Source organism: Paenibacillus sp. SSG-1 (assembly GCF_002224835.1).
Classification (GTDB): domain Bacteria; phylum Bacillota; class Bacilli; order Paenibacillales; family Paenibacillaceae; genus Paenibacillus_AQ; species Paenibacillus_AQ favisporus.
The window spans coordinates 3,953,112-3,972,975 of sequence record NZ_MBRK01000001.1 but is presented as its reverse complement, the minus strand read 5'-3'; the positions used below and the strand labels follow the sequence as shown (position 1 = coordinate 3,972,975).

The window sequence follows — 19,864 nt, the reverse complement described above, 5'->3', positions numbered from 1 at the left end:
AGGAAAAGTTCATTTCCGCTCTAGGAGATGAACTTTTTCATATGTTTGAAGGCTGAAAGAACCATTCGGATTGAAAGAAGGGGATTTGATGAGCGATACAAAAGCGTGCATCGTGCAGCGGGACCGGACCGTCCTGCTGGAATGCGGACATCCGGGGTTTGAGGAAGCCCGCGGGAAGCTGGCCCATTTTGCAGAGCTGGTCAAGAGTCCTTCTGCGTTTTATACGTACCGGATCACTCCGTTATCGCTGTGGAATGCCGCTTCGCTGGGATGGACCGCGGAGGAAGTCGTCGACGCCCTGGCTTCGATTTCCAGATGGGAGGTTCCATCCGCGTTAATTCAGGACATCCGCAGCCTGGTGGGCAGATACGGGAAGCTCCGGATCGAGGCGGGGAAGGCGGAAGCCGGGAAGCTCCGGCTGACGGCATCCGACCCGCAGCTGCTGGATGAAGTGCTGGCGATCCCCGCCGTGCAGGCCAGCGGGCTGCGGCGCGCCGCGCCGGAGCAGGCCGAGCTTGATGCGGTCCGCCGCGGACGGATTAAGCAGGAGCTGATGCGGCTCGGATATCCGGTCCTGGACTTGGCCGGATATCATGAGGGACAGCCGCTGCAGTTGGGCTGGAATGCTCAGGGCGGCTCATTTGCGCTGAGGGACTACCAGCAGGCGGCGGCCGACGCTTTTGAGGGGGTGGCTGGGAGCGGAGGCAGCGGGGTGCTGGTGCTCCCTTGCGGAGCCGGGAAAACGGTCATCGGCCTTGGCGTGCTGGAGAAGCAGCAGTGCGAGTGTCTGATTCTGACGTCGAACGCGACCTCCGTCGGACAGTGGATCGCCGAGCTGACCGACAAGACGACGCTCGATCCTTCCCAGATTGGGGAGTATACGGGGCAGAAAAAGGAGGTGCGCCCGGTCACCGTGGCCACCTATCAAATTTTGACGCACCGCCGCTCCAAAGAGGACGAGTTTGAGCATATGCGTCTGTTTAACGAACGGAACTGGGGGCTCATCATTTACGATGAGGTGCATCTGCTGCCGGCTCCGGTATTCCGGGCGACGGCCGATATCCAGGCGACCCGCCGGCTGGGACTGACCGCTACGCTCGTACGGGAGGACGGCTGCGAGCAGGATGTGTTTTCGCTGATCGGGCCGAAACGCTACGAGATGGCCTGGAAGGAGCTGGAGTCCATGGGCTGGATTGCGAAGGTTGAATGCACGGAAGTCCGGGTGGCGATGGAGCCGGAGCTGCGTGAAGCATACGCGTATGCGGAGGGCAAGGAGAAGTTCCGCATCGCCGCCGAAAATCCCGGCAAGCTCGAGGTCGTCCGCAGGCTGCTCGCTAAGCATCCAGAGGAGAGCATCCTCATTATCGGCCAGTATATCGATCAGCTGAAGCAGCTGTCCGAATCGCTGGGCATTCCGCTGATTTCGGGGCGAATGGCGCACAAGGAACGCGGAAGGCTCTACGAGTCTTTTAAACGGGGAGAGATCAGAGTGCTGGCCGTTTCCAAGGTAGCCAATTTCGCCGTCGACCTGCCGGACGCTTCCGTGGCGATTGAAATATCAGGCAGCTTCGGCTCCAGGCAGGAGGAGGCCCAGCGCTTGGGACGGATTTTGCGTCCGAAAACCGGAAACAACCGGGCATATTTTTACGCCCTGGTGTCCCAAGAAAGCAAAGAAGAGGACTTTGCCATCCGCCGCCAGCTGTTCCTTGTCGAACAGGGGTACGAGTATTCCGTCCGATATGATTCGGATCCCGGGCTGTTTCGTTCTGGGCCCAGTCATGAGCGGGCTTCTTCCCGTCCTGCGAAGGACCGTCCCATTCCAGACTTAAAGGAGGCATCATCCCGACCATGAGCACTGAAATGAACGAAGACCGGCCGCAGGAATCCGCGATCCGGTCCATCCTGCGTACGCTGGCTCCGGAGGATGCCGAGCTGCTTAAACGGCTGATTGTCCGTTTTGCCGGGCAGCCGTTCAGCGACGATGCCCGGATCACGGTGAAGAGCAGCGGCCGGAGCGGTGCGGAGCTCGAGTTGTCCTTTATCCGCTTGAGACGAGCCGGCCTGATCCAGGCGGTGAAAAAGGCTTGGGGAGAAAAGCTCTACTACATTCCCCTGGAAAGCCTGGGTCTATTGTATCTGCAGTTTTTCACCCCCGAAGCAGAAGCCGTCCCGGATTCAAATGTGCATCGGATCAGCGAAGCCAAGCCGGGCCTCGCCTTGGATCTGCTGCATGCGCTTGCGGCTGCGGCCGAGCACGGGCTTCCCTTAACGGCGAAAGGAACGGTACATAAGAAAAATATCCAGAAGCTGCTGGAAGCCGTGCACCTGAAAGATTCCGACCTTGAAGCGCTGCAGCTCCAATACGCGCATGCTGAAACCTATCCGCTCGTGGCTGCGGTGCTGCTCGATATGATGCTGTGCCTCGGCCTTGCGGTGAAAGAAAGCCAGGGGATTCTGCTGGAAGAAGAGCAGCTCGGCGAGTGGCTGGGGCTGTCTGAACAGGAGATGAACCGGGTGCTGCTCCCGGCGGTGTTGGACCGATATGGCATGAGCAGACCGGCGCTGCAGCATTTCCGTTACCTTCTTTGCCATCCTTCTTTCCAACCCGGCGTCTGGTACGATATGACGAAAATGCTGGATTGGATGGAGCGGGAGGTTCTGCTCACCCGGTCCGTTTCGGAAGCGGGAGCCCGGGCATGGATGACGGCGATGGCGGGGTTTGGCTGGGGCGATACCGGTGAGGACGGCAGCGGACGCTGCTGTTTCCGGTGGGCCATGGATCCGGCCTTCGTTCTGGTTTCGGGCGGCGAAGATCGAGAGATGGCGGAAGAGGGTCGCTTCTATGTTCAGCCGGATTTTGACGTCATCGTTCCACCGGATGTGCCGTACCGGATCCGATGGAAGCTGCTTGCCTGCTCGGAGCGGGTACAGAGTGAACGGATGTCCATATACCGTTTGACCCGCAGCAGCACGGCCCGGGCGGTGGAGAACGGCATGAGCGCGGCCGAAATGACGCAGCTGCTGGACAACTTCTCGAGCGGTGGCGTTCCGGAGAACGTAAGGCTGGCTTTGGAGCAGTGGGGCCGGGAAATCGGCCGGACCCGCTTTGAGGAAGCCATGCTGCTGTCGTGTTCGGCTGAAGAAGACAGCGATCGGATCGAAGCGCATCCGAAGCTGAAGGGGCATTTGCAGCGGATCGGTCCGAAGCATTTTCTCGTGAACCCTGGCGCGGTGCCGGAAGTGCGGAAAATTCTGGATTCGTCTGGACTTTCGCCCTTAAAGGCGATCGCTGAACCCGGCCGGACCGTTTCCGCATATCCGCTGATCCATGACTCCACACCGGACCTGGCGGGGCAGCGGATCCATGAAGAAAAGTTCCGCCAAACCGGGCTTTCCGCCGCCGGCGGTCTCGTGTACAGCGGCCGGAATATCCAGTATTTCGAGCAGGATTCCGACATTCCGAAGCCGGAGTCCCTGTTCCCGGGGTACGGGCAGGTTCCGAAAATGTGGACGCAGGATTTCCGGAACTATCACGGAACGACGGCCCAGCACATTATGGAACAGGCCTTGGAATGGCAGACCAAGGTGCTCATATCCCGCGGAGGCAGCCGTTTGGAATTCATCCCCCGGGCGATTCGGAGCCACCCTTGGGCGGTGGAAGGAACTCTCTTTGATCCGGAACGGGACGGTTATGAGGACGGGGCTCTGCTCTCACCGGGGGATTGGGAGCAAATCCGGCTGATTGTGCCTTCTTTCACCTGAGGGTATCAGCAGGAAGTGCATTCAAACCTCTTCTTATGGGCCAAAGGTTATGATATGATAAAAGAGTCTACTCCAGACGGAGGAGAACATTCTTATAGAATTGGGATGAAGTTCATGAGCGTATCGGAGATCAACACGGTCGACATGGCAGCCGTGCTGATGAACGCCTATGAATTAGGCGATATGATCAATCAGTCGGTTGAGGTGTCCGATTATTTATATTGGAAGCAGCAGGTTGGCAGCAATCCGGCCGTACAGGAGCTGGTCCGGCTTCTGGCGAAGAAGAAGGAGCTTTTCGAAGAGACCCAGCGTTTCGGCCATTTCCATCCGAATTACCACAGTGCCAAGGATGAGGTCAAGGCAGTGGAGCAGCAGCTGGAGCAGTTCGAGGAAGTGAGACGCTTCAAGCTGGCCGAGCAGAACTTGGATGACATGCTGCACCAAATGTCCGAAATGATCGCTTATTCCGTATCGGATACGATCAAGGTGCCGGGCAACGATTCGCATCTGAAAGGATGCGGCGGCGGGGGCAAATGCTCCTGCGGCGGGTAAAATATAGAGAGCCAGTATAAGTGAGGTGGGAAATCATGTTTGCAGAACGGACGGGGTATATCATTTGGGTTAGCGATATCAAGGCAGCGCGGAATTTGGAGAAGTACGGGACCGTTCACTATATATCTCGCCGGATGCACTATGTCGTCATGTACGTGAATGCGGACCGGGCTGAGGAAGTAGCCAAAAATATCCGGCGCCTTTCCTATGTGCGTAAAATCGAACGCTCCTACCGCAACGAGATCAAAACGGAATATTCGAGCGACGTAACGGATAAGACCAGATTTTATGGCTTATAGTAGGAGGTTCATCTGCCTGTCATCAGTTTCAATCCCACCTGGAAAGTAATCGTATGGTCAGGAAGCAGCCGAATTCGGCTGCTTCTTTTTTTAGATCATGGCTTCCGGCTTCAGCGCCGGCAAAGCCTGTGCATCATCAAGTAAATATCCGATTTGCACGGATATAGACTGCCTAGATGTGTCGGTCCTCTTTTATGTATATGAAAATATGCCGGGATACGTAGTTTGGAGCTTGTGAAGAACGTGGTAATGATGTAATATAATAGGCATAAATACATAGATACAAAGTCCTATGTAGTGGAGAGTGATAGTCCATGCGCGACAAAGGAATGGAAAGATGGAGCACCTATGAACCTTTTTTTGTGACCTTAGGGGATAAGCGGGTGGCCGACATCGTCATTACCCATCATGCGAAGACAAGGTACAACGACCGGATTCATAGTGATATCCATAGTATAGATGATATAGCCGCATGGATGTGGGAGTGCCTGAAGCAGGGCCGGATCGCTCCCTACTACCGGAATGAGAAGGACGTTTACCTGATTGACGAGGATCTTGTCGTCGTCGCGGAATTTGCGGAGATCGAAGGGGAAACCGACATCAGCGGAAATCCGCTGCACAAGATGATTATCGTGACGTTCCTTGGCAAAATGTCGGAGACGATCGAACTGAGGGACCTGAAGTCTTATTATTCCTGGCTGCGCCATTCGCGGAGAATGACGTTGATTAAAAATACTCGCAAGCGGAAATAACCGCGTTTTGTAAGCGTGAGCATGGATTCCCCCTCCGGGAAGCCATGCTCATTTTTGTTGATTCATGTGCCGGGTTTCGCAGTCTTTATCTGCCGCTGAAATGTTAAACGGCGTTGGTGGTTCACGGCCGAATCGGATACAATATAAGAACGACGAGGGGGAGAGCATGCCATGAATTTTCACCAGCTCCACATTTTTTATACCGTGGCGGAACGTGGGAGCTTCTCGGCGGCGGCGAGCGCGCTGCACATGACCCAGCCGGCCGTTACGATGCAGATTCAGTCCCTGGAAGAATATTTCGGGACTCGCCTGCTGATCCGCTCCACCAAGAAGATCGAGCTGACCGAAGCGGGGATCACCCTTTTGCCGTATGCGGCAAAGAGCATCGCCCTGGTCAAGGAAACGGACAATGCGATGGCATCGCATACCCATATGCTGCAGGACCGGCTTCAGCTCGGCTCCAGCCTCACGATCGGCGAATACTTCCTGCCGCGGCTGCTCGGTCCGTTTGGACAGCAGTATCCGCACATCAGCATTATGATGAAAGTGATGAACACCACACAGATCATCGAAGAGATTACGAAGCATCAGCTGAATTTCGGCCTGATCGAGGCGACGATCCACCATCCGGATATGGTCATCGATCCCGTCATGCAGGACGAGCTGAAGCTGATCGTCCCCATCGGCCATCCCTTGGCGGAACGGGAATCGGTCGAGCTGGAGGAAGTGCTTGCCTATCCGTTTGTGCTGCGGGAAAAAGGGTCGGGCACGCGCCAGGTGATGGAAAGTGTGCTGATCCACAAGGGGATCGATCCGCAAAGCCTGCAGACCGCGATGGAGCTTGGCAGCACGGGAGCGGTGAAATCCGCCGTCGAGGCCGGTTTCGGCATTACGATGCTGTCGCCGGCCTCGGTCAAGCATGAAACCGCACTGAACCTGGTTACCATCATTCCGATCCGGGACGCCGAATTTAAGCGGCAGTTTTATGCCATTCATTTGAAATCCACCCTGCTTCCGCTGTCTGCCGTGACCTTTCTGAATTTTCTTAAACAGCAGCAGGAACAGCTGGGGGAATAGGGCCAAGCCGACAGTTAAAGGAATATTACAGCTTAAAACACTGAATGAGTGAAGGAGGAATGGACTTGTCCGCAGATCAGAAATACGGTGACCTGCATACGCACACGACGGCTTCCGACGGTATGCAGCCACCCGCAGAGAACGTTCGGATAGCTCATGAGAAAGGGCTAGCAGCTGTGGCGATTACCGACCATGACACCGTGGGAGGCATTCCGGAAGCACTGGAAGCCGGGCAGCGGCTCGGCATCACCGTCGTTCCCGGCGTCGAAATCAGCACCCGTGCCGGCGGCAAGGATATACACGTTCTGGGCTATTACATCGACATAACACATGAGCCGTTTTTGAACCATCTCGCCGAGCTGAGACAGACCCGGGAACGGCGTAACGATCAGATGATCGCGAAGCTGCAGCAGCTTGGAATTTCCATCACGCTCGAGGAGGTCATTGCCGGGCTGGGGCGCGAGCTGAAGCCGGATGAAAGCGTCGGGCGGCCGCATATGGCCGATGTATTGGTCAAGAAGGGCTATGCCTCTGACATGCGGGACGCCTTTAACCGCTTTTTGGGCGAGGATGCGCCTGCCTACGTATCCGTTCCGCGGATCACGCCCGCGGATGCCTGCGCCTGGATCCGGGAAGCCGGCGGAACGCCTGTGCTGGCCCATCCGGGGATCTACGGCGACGACGCGCTGGTGGAGCGGATTGTTAGGGAAGCGAAACCTGCCGGAATCGAAGTCTACCATTCCGACCACGGCCCGGCCGATGAGAAACGGTACCTGAGGATGGCTGATGAGCATGGGCTGATCGTCACGGCGGGCTCCGATTTTCACGGGGAACGGCAGGGCGTCGTCTTCCATGGCGATATCGGCAGCCGTACAATCCCGGTGACTGTATTGGAACAGCTTCAACGGGGAACAAAATAGTCATGGGTACCCGGGCGGGTTTTAACCTTTTTTTGCAAAATTGGAAAATTGGGCTTGCGCCGGGCTTGCAGGCCGTACTATAATGTTGAACCAAGCAACAAACACAAACTTGTAAGGCGATGACCAAAGACATGATTTCGATCCAGGACTGCCCAGAGAGAGAAGTGAGTGGTGCAAGCTTCTCCTGACACCGGTTCAGAAATTACCCCTTTGCAGCTGTCCCTTTGAACCCGCTGTCCCAAGCGGCGGCAGTAGAAGGAACCGGTTAATCCCCGATATCGGATGCTTAATAAGGACTTTGCATATGTACGTGTTCGGATGAACCGTCGGATGCAGGTCGAATTAGGGTGGAACCACGAGCTGAACGCACTCGTCCCTTGGGATGAGATGCGTTTTTTTGCGTTCACCAAATCGACCGAATTTGACGGAGGGAAGAACATGAACAAGGAAATACAAGTCAAGCTGCCGGACGGCTCGGTAAGAGCATTCGAGCAAGGCGTCCGGCTGGAGAGCATCGCCGAATCGATCAGCAGCAGCCTCGTGAAAAATGCCGCAGCAGGCAAAATTGACGGGATCCTGGTGGATCTCAGTACGCTGGTGGAGCAGGACAGCAGCATTGAAATCGTGACGGTGGACAGTCCGGAAGGGATCGGGGTGTACCGGCACAGCACAGCGCATTTATTGGCGCAGGCTGTGAAGCGTTTATTCGGAGCATCTTCCGTCAAGCTGGGGATCGGGCCGGTCATCGAGGACGGATTTTATTACGACATGGATCTTCCAAGCCCGCTGACGAGCGATGATTTATCCCGGATCGAACGGGAAATGAAGCGGATTGCGGAAGAGGATCTGCCGATACGGCGGAAGGCGGTCAGCCGGAAGGAAGCGCTGGACCTGTTCGCGCAGCTGCAGGAGCCGCTGAAGCTTGAGATTATCCGGGACCTGCCCGAGGACGCCGAAATTTCGATTTACGAGCAGGGAGAGTTTGTGGACCTGTGCCGAGGACCGCACCTTCCTTCCACGGGTAAAATCAAAGCGTTCAAGCTGCTGAGCGTAGCCGGAGCCTATTGGCGCGGAAGCTCGGACAACAAGATGCTGCAGCGGATTTACGGCACCGCCTTCCCCAAGAAGGCGCAGCTTGACGAGCATCTTCACATGCTCGAGGAAGCGAAGAAACGCGACCATCGCAAGCTGGGCAAGGAGCAGGGGTTGTTCCTGTTTTCGGAGGAAGCGCCGGGCATGCCGTTTTACCTCCCTAAAGGCATGACCATCCGCAACGAGCTGGAGAAGCTGGAGCGTGAGCTGAACGCCGCTAGAGGATATGAAGAGGTCCGCACGCCGCTTATGATGAACAAGCGGATGTGGGAGGAATCCGGGCACTGGGATCACTACAAGGACAACATGTATTTTACCCAGGTGGACGAGACGGAATATGCGCTGAAGCCGATGAACTGCCCTGGGCATATGCTGATTTTCAAGAGCGGCCTCCGCTCCTACCGCGAGCTGCCGATCCGGCTGGCCGAGTTCGGACAGGTTCACCGCCACGAATATTCGGGCGCGCTGAGCGGCATGATGCGTGTGCGGACGTTTTGCCAGGATGACGCTCACCTCTTTGTCAGACCTGACCAAATCGAGGAGGAAATTGCCGGCGTCATCGACCTGATCGACCATATGTACGCCATATTCGGCTTCTCATACCGGATCGAACTGTCGACGCGGCCGGAGGATTCCATGGGCTCGGATGAGCTGTGGGAGCAGGCCGAGCAGTCGCTGCGCAGCGTGCTCGAGCGGAGGGGGATCGAATACCGCCTGAACGAGGGGGACGGAGCTTTCTACGGTCCGAAAATCGATTTTCATATTCTCGATGCTCTGAAGCGCAGCTGGCAGTGCGGGACGATCCAGCTCGATTTTCAAATGCCGGAGAAGTTTGGTCTCAGCTATGTCGGTGAATACAACCAGAAGCATCGCCCGGTCATCATTCACCGCGCCGTCTACGGCTCCATCGACCGTTTCATCGGCATTCTGACGGAGCATTACTCGGGAGCTTTTCCGCTGTGGCTGGCACCGGTCCAGGCCAAGGTCGTCCCGGTATCCGAGCACGATCTGGATTATGCTTATCAGGTTAAGCAGTCGCTTGCGAAAGAGGGCATTCGGGTTGAGGTCAGCGCCAAAAACGAGAAGCTGGGCTATAAAATCCGCGAAGCCGAGCTGGAAAAAGTGCCGTACGTGCTCGTCGTCGGCAAGAGCGAGCAGGAGGCGGGTGCAGCGGCGGTCCGCAAGCGGGGCGAAGGGGATCTTGGCATGCAGAAGCTGCCGGATATCATCGAGCGACTAAACCGGGAAATCCGGGAGAAATAAACCGGACAGACATTAAATCAGGAAGACATCAAAAAAGGCTGTATCCCACCCGCTCTCAGGAACGGAGGATATAGCCTTTTCTATTATGGGCGTTAAAGCTTACGGACGTTCATTGAGCACGGCTCAAACGTCTTCTTTCTATATTTAGAAATCTAAAGCTTTGTATGATTATTTAATGACGCTCGGAAGCGACTTGATCAATTCCTCGTCAGGCGTGACGATCAGCGTCCGCTGGTGATCATAAATGACAAAGCCCGGTTTGGCGCCGCTCGGCTTATGCACATGGCGGATGAGGGTGCAGTCGACCGGTACACTGCTGGATTCCTTGGCCTGGCTGAAGTAAGCGGCCAATTGGGCGGCTTCCTCCAGGGTCTGGTCCCCGAACTGGCTGCTGCGGATGACGACGTGGGACCCGGGGATATCCTTGGTGTGCAGCCACGTATCACTGCCGCTGGCCAGCTTGTTGGTCACGTATTCGTTCTGCAGGTTGTTTTTACCTACGTAAATTTCGATGCCCTCGGATGATGTGAACACATGCAGCGTAGGGCGGTCGTTTTTCTTCTTTTTGCGCGTTTTTTTGCTGCGGTCGCGGAGATATCCCTGCAGAACGAGCTCCTCACGGATTTCGTCGATATCGTTCATGGATGCATGGGCCAGCTGTTGGAGCAGGTCGTCCATGTAGCGGATCTCTTCCTTCGTTATAGCAAGCTGCTCGTCGATGACGGCCAGACTGTTTTTGTACTTATTATATTTCTTGAAATACCGCTGTGCGTTATCGGAAGGGCTGAGCAGCGGGTCCAGCGGAATGGCCACTTCCTTCTGTTCCTCGTCATAGAAGTTGGTCAGCACCGCTTCCTTGTCCCCCTTTGCAATCGTATGCAGGGAGGCAAACAGCAGCTCGCCGTAAATCCGGTATTGGTCCGCATCGGCGGCTTCCTCCAGATCGGCGTGCAGGTGGTCCAGCTTTTTAATGTTTTTGGCGCGCTCATTGTGCAGGAAACGCAGCAGATCGCTCGTTTTTTGCTTGACGGTGTCGCGCTCGGCTTTTTCACCGTAATAATCCTCCATGCATGTGCTGATGGATTCATAGCGTTTGACCTCTTCCTGAATCATCGTCAGCTCGACGGCGGAAAAAACCATTTTCCCCTTGGCGTTCGCCCCTGACATCGGCTGGTACGCCTGCTGTCTGACGCTGTCCATCAGCCCGGTAAAGGCGTTCCATAGGGCGCTTCGGCGTGCTTCGCCAGCTTCGGGCCCTTCTTCCGAGTAGGACTGAAGGCCGGCGCGGTGCACGATCTCCTGCGCAACCAGCGGGCTTACGCCGCTGAACGTATCCACGATCCACGAGATCGGTTCGGCATCCGCTTCCTCGGTATATTTTTGTGCAAATAGCTCTCCTGTAACCTCAAGCGGATTCAGCTTATGCTGCTGCGGAGGCTCCGTATAGGAAAAGCCCGGCATGACGACTCGGTAGCTGCTGATGCTCGGGGTGACATGGTGGATGCCGTCCAGAATCGTCCCGCTCGAAGGGTCTGACAAAATAATGTTGCTGTGCCGGCCCATCAATTCGATGATGAGCTGCTTTGAGGACACATCCCCCAGCTCATCCCGCTGTCTGACGGTAATATGAATGATCCGCTCCATTCCAACCTGCCGGATGTTTTCGATGATGCCTCCTTCGCAGTGCTTGCGCAGCAGCATGCAGAACATCGGCGCCTCCTGCGGATTCAGAAAGCTTCGTTCGGTGAAGTGCACCCGCGGATACGTCGGGTTGGCTGACAGCAGCAGCTTGGCGTTGCCCTCCCGGGTCCGGAGGTGAAAGAGCAGGTCGTGATCGTTGGGCTGGTATATTTTACTGATCCGGGCGCCCTGAATGCTTTGCAGCTCATGGACAAGGGCCCGCGTTACGATTCCATCTAATGCCATAGTGTATCTCCCATCTTTACGCTGTACTTGGTTACGATTGCCTCCATACTATGATGCCATAGTTTGGCCAAAAACTTAAGAGGCCAGGCTTGTGATATTTTAGGCCCTGTCCGAATACATTTACGATAGAACAGGTGGAAAAGCTGTTGAACACCCGCAGCGCACAAAGACCGGGAGGGAAAGGGAAGCTATGGAACAAAAAAAATGGCATCAGTTGGACGCGGAAGAACTGCAGCATGTCCTCGGCGTTCACCCGCATCAGGGCCTTTCGGAAGAAGAGGCGGAGGAAAGACGGAAGAAAAACGGATGGAACGAGCTTTCGGAAGGAAAGCGTATTTCTCCTTTGGCCTTATTTTTGAACCAATTTAAAGATTTCATGGTGCTGGTGCTGATGGGGGCAACGCTGGTTTCGGGCCTCCTCGGCGAATACCTGGACGCCATCACCATTATCGCCATCATTCTGCTGAACGGGGTCCTCGGCTTCATCCAGGAGTTCAAAGCGGAACGCTCCCTGCGCGCGCTGAAGCAGCTGTCCGCTCCGGGAGCGAAGGTGCTTCGCGGAGGCAAGGTAGTTCAGGTGCCGGCCAAAATGCTCGTTCCCGGGGACGTTGTTCTGCTGGAAAGCGGGGACCGTGTGCCCGCCGATGTCCGCTGGCTGGAAACGAGCAGCTGTTACATTGAAGAATCCGCGCTGACCGGGGAATCGGTGCCGGTAGGCAAGCATGCCAAGCCTATTCAAGAAGCGGACGTGCCCCTGGGCGATCAGAAGAACACCGGCTTCATGGGAACCATGATGACGCGGGGGACCGCCAAAGGCGTTGTCGTACGCACTGGCATGGATACGGAAATGGGGAAAATCGCCGATCTGATCCAGAATACAGACTCGCAGGAAACGCCGCTTCAGCACCGCCTGGAGCAGCTCGGCAAAATGCTCATCATCCTGTCGCTGGGGCTTACGGTCATGGTCGTCGTTGCCGGAATTTTGCATGGACAGCCTGCCGTCGGCATGTTCCTGGCCGGCGTCAGCCTGGCCGTAGCGGCGATTCCCGAAGGACTGCCTGCCATCGTGACCGTGGCGCTGGCGCTCGGCGTGCAGCGGATGATCAAGCGGAAAGCGATCGTGCGCAAGCTGCCGTCGGTCGAAACGCTGGGCTGCGCATCGGTTATCTGCTCCGATAAAACCGGAACGCTGACGCAGAACAAAATGACCGTTACTCGCGTATGGGTCGGGGGAAGAAGCCTGGAGGTCACCGGCGACGGTTATGCGCCAACCGGACAAATCCTCGAAGAGAAGAAGCCGGTCGACGTGAAGAACGACCAGGGGCTGCGCAGGCTGCTCCAGATCAGCGCGCTGTGCAACAATGCGGAAATTTACGAAACGGCGGCTCCGGAGTCGCACGGCAAGCGCAAAGGCAAGGATGAGCCTCAAGGCCCGGTATGGGAGCTGAAAGGGGATCCGACCGAAGGGGCGCTCATTACCCTCGCTTCCAAAATGGGGATGACGACGCAGTCCTTGTCGGCACTGTATCAGCGGGATAAGGAATTTCCGTTTGATTCCGAACGGAAGCTGATGTCGGTCGTGGTGAGCCACCAGGGCGGTAAAATTTTATGCACTAAGGGCGCGCCTGACGTGCTGTTGAACCAGTGCACTTATATATTGTGGGAAGGCAACGTTGTGCCGTTTACCGGCACGCTCCGGCAGAAGGTGCTTGCCGCCAACGAAGAGATGGCTTCCTCCGCGCTTCGCGTGCTGGGGACGGCATACCGCGACCTGCGCCCGCATGATTCACTGGACAGCGAAGCGGACGCCGAGAGCCAGCTCGTCTTCGTCGGCCTCGCCGGCATGATCGATCCGCCGCGCCGCGAAGTGCGCGATGCGATCAGCACCTGCCGCCGCGCGGGCATCAAGACGGTGATGATCACCGGCGACCATGGCACGACTGCCGAGGCGATCGCCCAGCAGCTTGGCATTATGCCGCGCGGAGGCGAAGCCATGTCCGGCCGGGAGCTGTCGCAGATCGACGACCAGGAGCTCGATGCGAAGGTCGACAACGTGTACGTGTACTCGCGCGTATCTCCTGAACATAAGCTGCGCATCGTCAAATCACTGCAGCGCAAAGGCCATGTCGTCGCCATGACCGGCGACGGCGTCAACGATGCGCCTGCCATCAAGGCGGCGGACATCGGCATTGCCATGGGCATTACCGGTACCGACGTCACCAAGGAAGCATCGGCGCTCATCCTGAGCGACGACAACTTCTCGACGATCGTGGCGGCAATCGAGGAAGGCCGGAGCATCTATGAGAATATCCGCAAATTCATCCGGTATTTGCTTGCATCGAACGTCGGCGAAATCTTGACGATGTTCTTTGCGATGATGCTCGCCCTGCCGCTGCCGCTGCTGCCGATCCAGATTTTGTGGGTCAACCTCGTGACCGACGGCCTGCCGGCGATGGCTCTGGGCGTGGATCAGCCGGAGAAGGACCTCATGGAGCACAAGCCGCGCGGGGCCAAAGAAAATATATTCGCCCGCCGGCTGGGATGGAAAATCATCAGCCGCGGCTTCCTGATCGGTCTGTGCACGCTCGGCGCGTTCTGGCTCACTCTCCGCGTGGATCCGCACAACGCCGCTCAGGTCACCAAAGCCCAATCGGTAGCTTTCGCCACGCTCGTTATGGCCCAGCTCATCCACGTGTTCGACTGCCGGAGCTCCAGATCGATCTTCCACCGCAACCCGCTGCAAAACAAGTACCTGGTGCTGGCGGTGCTGTCCTCGGTCCTGCTCATGCTCGGCGTCATGTACATCGAGCCGCTTCAGCCGATCTTTAAAACCGTGCCGCTCGGCTTCCGCGAATGGTGCATTACGATCGTCGGCGCCGGCGTGCCTACCTTCTTGATGGGCATCGGCAGCGTATGGGGCGGAAGACGCAACAAGCGGCGGGGAAGCGGCCGCCTCGTGGCGAAAAGTACAAACATTTCTGCATAAAGTCAATAGCACGGCCCGGTCCTTTGAGGTATGCTAGTGGACAGTAAAAAGCTAGCATAACAAAGGAGTGGCACCATCCATGGAATTTACAAAAATGCACGGACTCGGGAACGACTTTATCGTTATCTACGGCGAGAAGGCTCTGCCGGACAACGCGGCAGAGCTCGCCTTGAAATGGTGCGACCGCTATTTCGGCATCGGAGCGGACGGACTGGTATATATTTTGCCGTCGGAGAAGGCGGATTTCCGCATGCGCATCATCAACTCGGACGGCTCGGAAGCGGAGCAGTGCGGCAACGCCATCCGCTGCGTGGCAAAATACGTGTACGACCACGGCTATGTCAGCAGTGAGCAAATTACGATCGAAACGCTTGGAGCCGGCGTGCAGCCGGTAACGATCCATGTGGACAACGGCCTGGCCGCCACCGTCACGGTGGATATGGGCGAGCCCGTGCTCGACGGATTGAGCGTACCGACGACGATTGACGCGAACCCGGTCGTGGATGCGCCGATCGAGGCTGACGGCCGGCAGTTCCGGTTTACGGCCGTGTCGATGGGCAATCCGCACTGTGTCATTTACGTGGACGATGCGGTGAACTTCGACCTCGCCACCTGGGGACCAAAGCTGGAAGTGCACCCGGTATTCCCGAAAAAGGTGAACGTCGAATTCGCGACCGTGAAGGACCGCGGTACCGTGGACATGCGCGTCTGGGAGCGCGGCGCCGGTCCGACGCTGGCCTGCGGAACCGGGGCGTGTGCAACCCTCGTATCCTCCGTGCTGAACGGTTTAACCGACCGGTCGGCATCGATCCGGCTGAAAGGCGGAGACCTGTTCATCGAGTGGAGCGAGAAAGACAACCACGTCTATATGACAGGCCCTGCGGCTGTCGTGTATACGGGAAGTATCCAGGACGTTTAATCGCCCGGACTTTTGAAAAACCTGCGTTAACACCTTAATAGCCCGGGGAGCGTATCGGCGGATACGATCCGCCGGGCTTTCCTGCTTCTCGGGGGTGCAGATCGTCCAAATCCGACTCTAGTAAAATAACTGGAGGATTCTATGACTTATCTTGGGCGCCGATTTATGATACATTAATGTGAAACTACTTTTTCGGGGTGGAGGAGCCAACATGAAACCGGATTTGCGTCAAGCGTGGGATCAACAGGTGCTGATCGGCGACGGAGCGATGGGCACTTTTCTATATCAAATGGGCTTTCCTGTGGGAATTTCCTATGAAGAACTGAACCTGACCTCACCGGAGGTCATCAAAGATGTTCACCGGCGTTATGTGGAAGCCGGGGCTCAAATCATTGAGACCAATACGTTTTCGGCCAACTTCGACAAGCTGTCCAAATACGGGCTGGAGTCGAAGGTGGAGGATATCAACCGGGCGGGTGTCCGGATTGCACGGGAAGTAGCGGGAACCGCCGGCTATGTGGTCGGAGCCATCGGTTCCATCCGCGGCGGCAAACGGACCAACGTGTCGACGGCCGAGCTTAAGAAATATTTCGAGCAGCAGATTCAGGCCCTTCTGCAAGAAGGAGTGGACGGCATCCTGCTCGAAACCTTCTACGATGTGGAAGAACTGTATCTGGCCTTGTCTATTGTGCGCAAGCTCAGCCCGCTGCCGGTCATCTGCCAGTTCGCGGTTGAGGATGTAGCCCGGACCTTGGACGGCTATACGATGCCGGAAGCGTTCCGGATGATGCAGCAGCAGGGCGCGGACGTGATCGGCTTCAACTGCCGCACGGGCCCTAACGGCATCATGAGCGCGATGAAGACCCTCGGCGGCCACTTGTCCGTGCCGATGTCGGTGTATCCGAATGCCGGGGTCGCCGATTATGTGGATGGGGAATATCAGTACGGGGCCAAGCCGGATTATTTCGGCCAGATGGCGGTGAAATTCGCCGATCTCGGCTCCCGGATCATCGGCGGCTGCTGCGGGACGACACCCGCGCATATCGCGGCGATTTCGTCCGCGCTTCAGGGCTACGAGCCGCAGCCGATTACGTACGGGCCGATTGACATCGCCCCTGCCCCGATCGAAATTCATGAACATCTCGCGCCAGACGGCGGCGGTGAAGGCAAAGGCGGCAGCCCGAACCTGGTCGACCTCGTCAAAGAGCGTCACACCGTCATCGTGGAGCTGGACCCTCCGCGCGACTTGGATATCGCCAAATTTATGAAGGGGGCGCAGGTGCTGAAGGATGCCGGGACGGACGCGCTGACCCTCGCCGACAACTCGCTTGCGGTTACGCGGATGAGCAATATGGCTCTCGGCCATCTGGTGCAGGCTCAGACCGGTTTGCGCCCGCTGGTGCACATCGCCTGCCGGGACCGCAACCTGATCGGAACGCAGTCGCACCTTATGGGCTTTGACGCCCTTGGCATCGATCACGTGCTGGCTGTCACGGGCGACCCCGCACGCTTCGGGGATTTGCCGGGATCGAGTTCCGTATACGATTTGACTTCTTTTGAGATTATACGAATGATCAAGCAGTTAAATGAGGGAATCGCCTTCTCCGGCAAGCCGCTCAAGCAAAAGGCGAACTTCGTCGTTGGCGCGGCGTTTAACCCTCACGGGAAGCATCTCGATAAAGCCGTGCTGCGATTGGAACGCAAAATCGCTGCCGGCGCCGATTATATTATGACCCAGCCGGTGTACGATCCGGAGCTGATCCGCGCACTGAAGGAAGCGACGAGCCACCTCGACATTCCGATCTTCCTCGGCATCATGCCGCTGGCGAGCGGGCGCAATGCGGAATACCTGCACAACGAGGTGCCGGGAATTCAGCTCTCGGACGATGTGCGCCGCCGGATGAGCGGCCTGGAAGGCGAAGAAGGAAGAGCCATGGGGGTTGCCATTGCCAAAGAGCTGCTCGACGTGGCGATGGAGCATTTTAACGGAATTTACTTAATGACGCCGTTTATGCTGTATGACATGAGCGCCCAGCTCATCAGCCATGTGTGGGAGAAATCCGGACGCCGGCAGTCCCCCTTGTTTCACAGATAGTTATCAATTACAATAGTGTAATGGATGTGGTGCCGATGTCTTTCAGCATGACCGGTTACGGTCAATCCGCCCTTCATTTCGGAGGGTATAAAGTGGAAATTGAAGTGAAATCCGTGAACCACCGATACTGCGAAGTGGTCATACGCCTGCCGCGTGAATGGACACGCTTTGAGGACCCTTTGAGAAGAACGGTACAGCGGTTTGTCAAGCGCGGCCGGATCGATGTCTTTATTAACAAGGAGGCGGAAGAGAATACCGCTCCGCCTGTTTTGTTAAATCATAAAGCCGTCAATACTTATATGGAGGCGGCGCGTGAGGTATCCGAGAGGCATGGCCTGAACGGCGAACTGACGGTAAGAGACCTGCTGTCCCTGCCGGGCGTCTTTCTCACACCCGAGGAAGTCGGGACAAACCAGGATCCGGAGCCTGAAGAGTGGGGACGCGTGCTTGAAGAAGGTCTTGTAAAGGCCATGGAAGGACTCGTCGCGATGAGGACTTCCGAAGGAAGCTTCCTTGCCCGTGATGTGGAGCAGCGCCTGAACCGGCTGGAGAAGCTTCACGGAGAAATGGTACAGCTCGCACCCAGCGTAGTCGAAGAATACCGCAATAAGCTCAGACAAAGGCTGACTGAACTGAATGACGGTTCGTTTGCTTTTGATGAACATAAATTTGGCATGGAAATTGCTATTTTTGCAGACCGCTGCAATATCGATGAGGAATTGATACGTCTGCACAGCCATTTTGAGCAATGCAAAGGATTACTTCGTGCGGATGAACCGGTCGGAAGAAAACTCGATTTTCTGATTCAGGAAATGAACAGGGAAGTCAATACGATTGGATCCAAGGCCAATCATCTGACTCTGGTAAACCGTGTTGTCGAAATGAAAGCGGAGCTGGAAAAAATTAGAGAGCAACTGGCCAATATAGAGTAAGGCACAATTTCGACAGAAAACAGGAGAGAGTCAAATGAATAGGGGGAAGAACCTGAATATGGCAATCAAACTCATTAACATCGGCTTCGGGAATATTGTATCGGCTAACCGTATCATTTCGATTGTAAGCCCCGAATCAGCGCCTATTAAGCGGATTATTCAGGAAGCAAGAGATCGCCACATGCTGATCGATGCGACCTATGGGCGCAGGACGCGCGCCGTAATCATTACGGACAGCGACCATGTCATCCTGTCAGCGGTGCAGCCAGAGACGGTGGCTCATCGCCTGTCCAGCAAAGATGACGATAATGACGAATAACAAGATGGGGAGTAATATGTCAAAAGGAATATTGTTTGTATTGTCAGGACCTTCCGGGGTCGGTAAAGGAACCGTGTGCAGCGCGCTGCGCGGGAAGCTGCCGGATTTGGTCTATTCGGTATCGGCGACGACACGGAGTCCGCGCCAGGGAGAAGTGAACGGGGTCAATTATTTTTTCAAAACCCGTGACGAGTTTCTGGATATGATGCAGAATGACCAGCTCCTGGAGTATGCGGAGTACGTGGGGAACTATTACGGAACGCCGCGCGATTTCGTAGAGAAGACGCTGGAGAGCGGAAACGATATTATTCTGGAAATTGAGGTACAGGGTGCCCTTCAGGTCAAACAGAAGTTTCCCGAGGGGGTATTTATTTTCCTGCTGCCGCCTTCTCTGGACGAACTCAAGGACCGGATCATCGGGCGCGGTACGGAGAACCAGGCGACGATCGACCACCGCATGACGGTGGCGGTTGACGAAATCAATTTGATGCAGCATTATGACTATGCGGTGGTTAACGATCAGATTGATTGCGCCTGCAAACGAATAGAATCGATTATTATCGCCGAACATTGTAAAATCAAGCAATAAACGAAGACAGCAGCCATTTGAGAATAATAAAAGAGGTGTCGCCAAGTGTTGTACCCATCGATTGATGAAATGATGAATAAAGTCGACAGTAAATACTCGCTGGTCGTCGCGGCCTCCCGCCGTGCGAGACAGCTGCGCGAGGGCGCAAAGACCGACCTGAAGCATCCAAGATCCCACAAATACGTGGGCGTGGCGCTTGAGGAAATTTATGGGGATATGATTCGGGTGATTCCGGAACCGGTCGCCGAACGGGATGAGAATAAGGCGTAAGCCTGTTCTTCCCGGGACGGGGCTTTTTCTGCTGTTATGCGGCAGGTCTAACAAGAACTCATATTAAGTTTGCAGCAAGAGCGTATAGACGTCTTCCAGATACAACCGCAA

The 19,864-nt window shown here is 56.1% G+C and carries 16 protein-coding genes; 15 read left to right on the top strand and 1 reads right to left on the bottom strand.

Going from position 1 to position 19,864, the window contains the following annotated elements; all coding sequences use genetic code 11:
• Positions 1-88: 88 nt before the first annotated feature.
• The 8 genes from BCV73_RS18415 to thrS all read left to right on the top strand — a co-directional run bounded on the left by BCV73_RS18415 (position 89) and on the right by thrS (position 9,717).
• Positions 89-1,852, top strand: a complete 1,764-nt coding sequence (locus BCV73_RS18415) for a DNA repair helicase XPB (protein ID WP_089548149.1) — start codon at positions 89-91, stop codon at positions 1,850-1,852.
• Entirely contained in the window at positions 1,849-3,762 is a 1,914-nt protein-coding gene (locus BCV73_RS18410; protein WP_089548148.1) for a helicase-associated domain-containing protein, read from the top strand. The genes BCV73_RS18415 and BCV73_RS18410 overlap by 4 nt, the downstream gene beginning before the upstream one ends.
• Positions 3,763-3,876: 114 nt before the next feature.
• Positions 3,877-4,314 (top strand): YlbF/YmcA family competence regulator, encoded by a 438-nt coding sequence (locus BCV73_RS18405; RefSeq protein WP_076170160.1) that lies wholly within the window; start codon positions 3,877-3,879, stop codon positions 4,312-4,314.
• Positions 4,315-4,349: 35 nt separating this feature from the next.
• Entirely contained in the window at positions 4,350-4,613 is a 264-nt protein-coding gene (locus BCV73_RS18400; protein WP_076169924.1) for a YlbG family protein, read from the top strand.
• Between the two features lie 314 nt (positions 4,614-4,927).
• Positions 4,928-5,365, top strand: a complete 438-nt coding sequence (locus tag BCV73_RS18395; protein WP_076169925.1) for a hypothetical protein — start codon at positions 4,928-4,930, stop codon at positions 5,363-5,365.
• 171 nt (positions 5,366-5,536) lie between these two features.
• On the top strand, positions 5,537-6,442 hold the full coding sequence (locus tag BCV73_RS18390) for a selenium metabolism-associated LysR family transcriptional regulator (RefSeq protein ID WP_089548147.1): 906 nt from the start codon (positions 5,537-5,539) through the stop codon (positions 6,440-6,442).
• Between the two features lie 59 nt (positions 6,443-6,501).
• Entirely contained in the window at positions 6,502-7,362 is an 861-nt protein-coding gene (locus tag BCV73_RS18385; protein ID WP_089548146.1) for a PHP domain-containing protein, read from the top strand.
• 438 nt (positions 7,363-7,800) lie between these two features.
• Entirely contained in the window at positions 7,801-9,717 is a 1,917-nt protein-coding gene (thrS, locus tag BCV73_RS18380) for a threonine--tRNA ligase (protein ID WP_089550312.1), read from the top strand.
• A gap of 168 nt (positions 9,718-9,885) precedes the next feature.
• Here the strand turns inward: thrS and BCV73_RS18375 are convergent, their stop codons facing one another.
• Entirely contained in the window at positions 9,886-11,643 is a 1,758-nt protein-coding gene (locus BCV73_RS18375) for an Rqc2 family fibronectin-binding protein (protein ID WP_089548145.1), read from the bottom strand.
• A gap of 190 nt (positions 11,644-11,833) precedes the next feature.
• Here BCV73_RS18375 and BCV73_RS18370 point away from each other — a divergent pair, with 190 nt between their 5' ends.
• The 7 genes from BCV73_RS18370 (at position 11,834) to rpoZ (ending at position 19,753) form a co-directional block, all read left to right on the top strand.
• Positions 11,834-14,629 (top strand): calcium-translocating P-type ATPase, SERCA-type, encoded by a 2,796-nt coding sequence (locus BCV73_RS18370; RefSeq protein ID WP_089548144.1) that lies wholly within the window; start codon positions 11,834-11,836, stop codon positions 14,627-14,629.
• A gap of 79 nt (positions 14,630-14,708) precedes the next feature.
• A complete protein-coding gene (dapF, locus tag BCV73_RS18365) occupies positions 14,709-15,548 on the top strand; it encodes a diaminopimelate epimerase (RefSeq protein ID WP_089548143.1) in 840 nt (279 codons plus the stop codon).
• Positions 15,549-15,759: 211 nt separating this feature from the next.
• A complete protein-coding gene (locus tag BCV73_RS18360) occupies positions 15,760-17,643 on the top strand; it encodes a bifunctional homocysteine S-methyltransferase/methylenetetrahydrofolate reductase (protein ID WP_089548142.1) in 1,884 nt (627 codons plus the stop codon).
• A 35-nt stretch (positions 17,644-17,678) separates the two neighbouring features.
• Positions 17,679-18,575 carry a YicC/YloC family endoribonuclease gene (locus BCV73_RS18355; protein ID WP_089548141.1) on the top strand — a complete coding sequence of 299 codons (897 nt, stop codon included), beginning with the start codon at positions 17,679-17,681 and terminating at the stop codon, positions 18,573-18,575.
• A gap of 58 nt (positions 18,576-18,633) precedes the next feature.
• Positions 18,634-18,894 carry an extracellular matrix/biofilm regulator RemA gene (remA, locus tag BCV73_RS18350; RefSeq protein WP_006209218.1) on the top strand — a complete coding sequence of 87 codons (261 nt, stop codon included), beginning with the start codon at positions 18,634-18,636 and terminating at the stop codon, positions 18,892-18,894.
• A gap of 16 nt (positions 18,895-18,910) precedes the next feature.
• The gene (gene gmk, locus BCV73_RS18345) at positions 18,911-19,483 is read left to right on the top strand and encodes a guanylate kinase (protein WP_089548140.1); all 573 of its coding nucleotides are present in this window, start codon (positions 18,911-18,913) and stop codon (positions 19,481-19,483) included.
• Between the two features lie 45 nt (positions 19,484-19,528).
• Positions 19,529-19,753 (top strand): DNA-directed RNA polymerase subunit omega, encoded by a 225-nt coding sequence (rpoZ, locus tag BCV73_RS18340; RefSeq protein ID WP_076169934.1) that lies wholly within the window; start codon positions 19,529-19,531, stop codon positions 19,751-19,753.
• The last annotated feature ends 111 nt before the right edge of the window (positions 19,754-19,864 follow it).